We start from the raw sequence: 4,719 nt of genomic DNA, 5'->3' as shown, positions 1-4,719 counted from the left end.
CCTAATCCCTCCAGAAACTTTTTACCCAAATTGCAAAAATATGAATAAAATCTTAACCTAAGACCTTTTCGATATTGTGGTGTGTTGGTAGTGAGCGAGGAAACAAGCTTTGCTGAGGTCAATGAAAGGAGTTGTTCGTCAAGCTGGGAGATTTAGGCACCATCTGCCTGTGAATAACCCGTGGTGGGCTAAGTTGGATCTCCTGAAAGCGTTAGTTGTACGAGACTTGGAAGCTCGATACAAGGGCGCTATTTTGGGCAATTTTTGGTCATTAGCGAACCAAATATCCCAATTATTGATTTACACTTATGTTTTTTCTGTTGTTCTCAGGGTAAAGTTGAGCTTGCAAGGATTGCCAGAGAACAAGTTAACTTTTGGTTTGTGGATATTTGCGGGATTGCTACCTTGGACGGCATTCACCAGCGGCTTATTGCCAGCGGCAGTTTCCGTAATCAACCAACCTAATTTGGTAAAAAAGGTTGTGTTTCCCTTAGTGCTATTACCCTTAGTGCCAGTATTGTCTGCCTTTGTTGAAAGTTCGATCGGGTTAGTCGGACTTATTCTGTTGGTGGGAATTACCACCCAAACCGTTCACACTACCCTCTGGTTGCTGCCCCTGGTTTGCTTAACCCAGTTGCTTTTAACGGCGGGTTTAAGTTATCTCGTCGCCGGGTTAACGGTATTCCTGCGCGATATACCCCAAACTTTGTCGGTACTGACAAATCTGTGGTTTTATCTGACTCCGATTGTCTACCCTGCTTCCCTGATCCCAGAAAAGTGGCGTACTTTGGTGTTTTGCTTAAATCCGATGAGTGCGATCGCGGAAACCTATCGCGACCTCATCTTAGAAGGCAGCTTGAAGCACTGGCAAGAATGGACAATAGCTAGTTTCGTTTCTTTATCAGTGTTTTTGCTCGGCTTACAAGTTTATCGGCGATTGCGGCCTGCATTTGCTGATGTGCTTTAAATTTTAACATAAAAAACCCCCACCAAAAATCCCAGTAACTCAACTCAATCCTTTGTCCTTTTAGCAGCAGAGTCATGACTGAAATTGCAATTTCTCTCACAAATGTCTCCAAGTGCTTTAAGTGCTACTCTCGTCCTGCCGATCGCCTCAAAGATTTGTTACTGCCAGGAAAGAGTAGAGCTGATGAATTTTGGGCACTCCGAGATATCAACCTGGAAGTTCCTAAAGGGCAAACTTTGGGAATTGTCGGTCGCAATGGTTCCGGGAAAAGTACTTTATTGCAAATTATCGTCGGGACGCTTACACCAACCAGCGGTCTAGTGCGCGTCAACGGTCGCATAGCCGCATTGTTAGAACTTGGCAGTGGCTTTAACCCGGAATTTACCGGCAGACAAAATGTCTTTTTTAACGGTAGATTAATGGGTTTGAGCCAAAAAGAAATTGAAGCTAAATTTGATGAAATTGTGGCGTTTGCAGATATCGGCGATTTTCTCGATCAACCTGTCAAAACTTATTCTAGCGGAATGTTTGTCAGGCTAGCATTTGCAGTTTCCACCAGCGTCGATCCGGATATTCTCGTAGTAGATGAAGCTCTTTCAGTTGGAGATGAAGCCTTCCAACGCAAATGCTTCGCTCGCATCCAAACAATCCGCGCTAGAGGCGGCACAATTTTATTTGTTTCTCACTCTGCAACTGCCGTTATAGAAATCTGCGATGCCGCAATTTTAATGGATCGGGGTGAAAAGCTACTCTTCCATCATCCTAAGTTTGTTCTCGACAAATATCATAAGCTACTCTACGCTCCAGAGGACAAGGTGCAGCATTTACGGGAAGAAATCCGGGAAATGCAAAAAACGGTGAGCTACGATGCTTTCAAGCAAAACATTTCGATATTGGAAAACAAATTAGAAATAAGCGTTTCCGAAGCATCAAATTCGGAACCAGACTTAGAAACAGAACCAGAAAATATCCGGGAATTTTACGATCCGGAGTTGGTTCCTTCCAACACAATTTCCTATGTGCCTCGCGGTGCAAAAATAACTAATCCCCACATAACGATGCCAGATGGCAGAGTGGTGAACCATCTAGTAGGGAAGAAAGACTACATTTACACTTACTCGGTAGCTTTTCTCAAACACGCTCAACAAGTTCGGTTTGGAATGCTGGTTAAAACCGTGAGTGGATTGGAACTGGGAGGCGCTTCATTTACGGCATCATCTCAAGCGATCGAAGAAATTGAGCCGGAAACTATCGTCATAGTAAAGTTTCGCTTCAAATGTCTGCTTAACCCTGGCGTTTACTTTTTAAATGCCGGCGTTACAGGTTTGGTAGACGGACATTTTACCTATCTTTCCAGACATATTGATGTGGCAATGTTCAGAGTTCAACCAGAAACCAATTCTTATGCCAGCGGTATAGTTGACTTGATGATCGAACCAAGTTTGACCATCAATGCCGATTTGATCGAAAAACATCAAGAAATAGAAGTTTTTTAAAGCTCCTTTACCACAAACGGCGTTGATTAAAATTAAGGTGAATGCCAATGGAGATAAAAGCGATCGCACAAAAAAAGCAGGAAATAATAGACAAGTTTGGCGAGTGGACAAATCACAACATCCAGCTGGCTGAAGATACCTACACGCTCGGTCAAAAAATTACCGGATCTGAGGTAAAGGTAAGGCGGATATTACAAGCAATATCCGATATAGTCGATCGACCTTTTGAAAACCTGCGGATTCTCGATTTAGCTTGTCTGGAGGGTTTATATGGCATAGAACTTGCACTTCAGGGTGCAGAAGTTGTCGGTATAGAAGGCCGACAAGCTAATATCGAAAAAGCTCGCTTTGCTAAAGAAGCCCTTTCTCTGGACAACATACAACTGGTACACGACGATGTTCGCAATCTCAGTCCGGAAAAGTACGGCACTTTTGATGTAGTCTTATGTTTGGGTATACTTTACCACTTGGATGTCCCGGATATTTTTCGTTTCGTGGAGAATATAGCAACGGTTTGCCAAAAGCTCCTTATTTTAGATACTCATGTCAGCACAAACGCCGAAAAGTGCTATATTTACAACGAGCAAAAATACTGGGGCAGTGACTATGCAGAACATAGCGGTAATTCAACGCCGGAGGAAAGAAACAAGTCGTTATGGGCATCCTTAGACAATTTAACCAGTTTTTGGTTTACGCGCCCTTCCTTGTATAATTTATTGTCGGAGGTGGGTTTCACATCCGTACATGAGTGCCATAACCCAGCAGTGATAAAGTATGAAGTAATGCGCCAAAGAAAAGAAGCCGATCGAAACACATTTTTGGCAATAAAAGGAAAAAAAGAAACAATACTGTCGTCGTCGATAGCGAATAATATACCACCGGAAAGATGGCCAGAAAACCAAGAGTTAGAAGTAGCAATATCAACGCACTGAAACTACCGCAAACACTGATAATAACGGGAATGCACCGCTCTGGCACATCTCTGACGGCTGCGTTTGTACAGCAAATAGGAGTAAATTTAGGCAACAACACTTTTGAGGCAGATGAGCATAATCGCAAAGGCTACTTTGAAGACGTTGACTTTCTAGAATTTCAGCGCTCGGTTTTGCAAGATAGTTGTCCTCCTGAAGAATCGGGATGGCATGATTGGGGCTGGACAGAAAATGAAAGTTTGGACAGTAACAATTTTGCAAATTATATAGAAACAGCAAAAGAATTAATTAACAGCCGTCAGCACAACTTTCCTATTTGGGGTTGGAAAGACCCGCGTACAAGTTTAATGCTCGATTTCTGGGACGATTTGCTTCCGGAAGCCAAATATTTATTTGTTTATCGCTACCCGTGGGATGTAGAGGATTCAATTAGCCGTCTGAAGGAAACGGTTTTTACCAAACATCGTGACTACGCTTTGAAAATTTGGGAGTATTATAATCGCAAACTGATTGATTTTTATAAAAGTCATTCGGATCGGATTGTTTTATTTAACGTAAATGCTTGGCAGAAACAGCCAGAAATGTTAATTGAATTAATGCGAAATAAACTGGCTATAGAAATAAAGGATAAGGCGAGCGATCGCGAATTTAAATTAATATACGATCGACAAATATTTAAAAGCTTAAAATGGGATTCCTTTGCCGTAAAATATTTATATAAAAAGTCACCGCAATACTTTTCTATGTTGCAGGAATTAGACCGACTTGCCGATCTACCCAGCGAATTCTCCCTGTCAGCGATCGATTGGGAAAATAATTCTGAATCTAGCATTGTTTTGGCATCTGTAAGTTCTCCAGAGCGGGGAACAAGTTCAGAATATTTGGAGTCAAATTCAGCACAGTTAAATGAAACTGTAGCAAATCAAATGAGATTGTTAAATGATTCAGAAAATGAGATAGCTGTAACGGTTGTAATTCCTTGTTACAATCAAGGCGAGTTTATCTTAGAGGCGATTTCCAGCGTAGAAAGCTGCCAAGATCGCGTCTACGAAATTTTAGTAATAAACGATTGTTCGACCGAAAAAGTAACATTAAAAGTTTTGGATTATTTAAAAGAAAACGGTTATTGTATCATCGAACATGAGAGAAATTTGGGTTTAGCAGAAGCTAGAAATACAGGCGTAAAAAAAGCTAGAGGACGTTACATACTGCCGTTGGATTCCGATAATAAAATTAGGCCGGAATATATCACAAAGTCAATGGAAATATTAGATAAATATCCGGAAGTAGGAGTAGTTTACGGAGATGCAGAATTTTTTGGAGA

Annotated in this window: 4 protein-coding genes; all 4 read left to right on the top strand. The window is 41.5% G+C overall.

Features of this window, described 5'->3' with window-relative positions:
* The first annotated feature begins 121 nt into the window (after positions 1–121).
* Positions 122–967 (top strand): ABC transporter permease, encoded by an 846-nt coding sequence (locus H6S82_RS18745; RefSeq protein ID WP_190468992.1) that lies wholly within the window; start codon positions 122–124, stop codon positions 965–967.
* A gap of 74 nt (positions 968–1,041) precedes the next feature.
* A complete protein-coding gene (locus tag H6S82_RS18740) occupies positions 1,042–2,463 on the top strand; it encodes an ABC transporter ATP-binding protein (RefSeq protein WP_190468989.1) in 1,422 nt (473 codons plus the stop codon).
* Between the two features lie 41 nt (positions 2,464–2,504).
* Entirely contained in the window at positions 2,505–3,395 is an 891-nt protein-coding gene (locus H6S82_RS18735) for a class I SAM-dependent methyltransferase (RefSeq protein WP_242057012.1), read from the top strand.
* A partial coding sequence (locus tag H6S82_RS33630; protein WP_242057011.1) for a glycosyltransferase occupies positions 3,350–4,719 on the top strand: 1,370 nt, incomplete at its 3' end. The genes H6S82_RS18735 and H6S82_RS33630, both read left to right, overlap by 46 nt.

The sequence above is a fragment of the Planktothrix sp. FACHB-1355 genome (genome assembly GCF_014748295.1).
In the GTDB taxonomy this organism is placed as follows: Bacteria; Cyanobacteriota; Cyanobacteriia; order Cyanobacteriales; family Aerosakkonemataceae; genus Aerosakkonema; species Aerosakkonema funiforme_A.
This window is presented reverse-complemented; position numbering and strand designations above follow the sequence as displayed.

Bases quoted from the DNA above. Each gene is read 5' to 3' on its own strand.
- H6S82_RS18745 (WP_190468992.1), top strand. From the start codon at position 122: ATGAAAGGAGTTGTTCGTCAAGCTGGGAGATTTAGGCACCATCTGCCT.
- H6S82_RS18740 (WP_190468989.1), top strand. From the start codon at position 1,042: ATGACTGAAATTGCAATTTCTCTCACAAATGTCTCCAAGTGCTTTAAG.
- H6S82_RS18735 (WP_242057012.1), top strand. From the start codon at position 2,505: ATGCCAATGGAGATAAAAGCGATCGCACAAAAAAAGCAGGAAATAATA.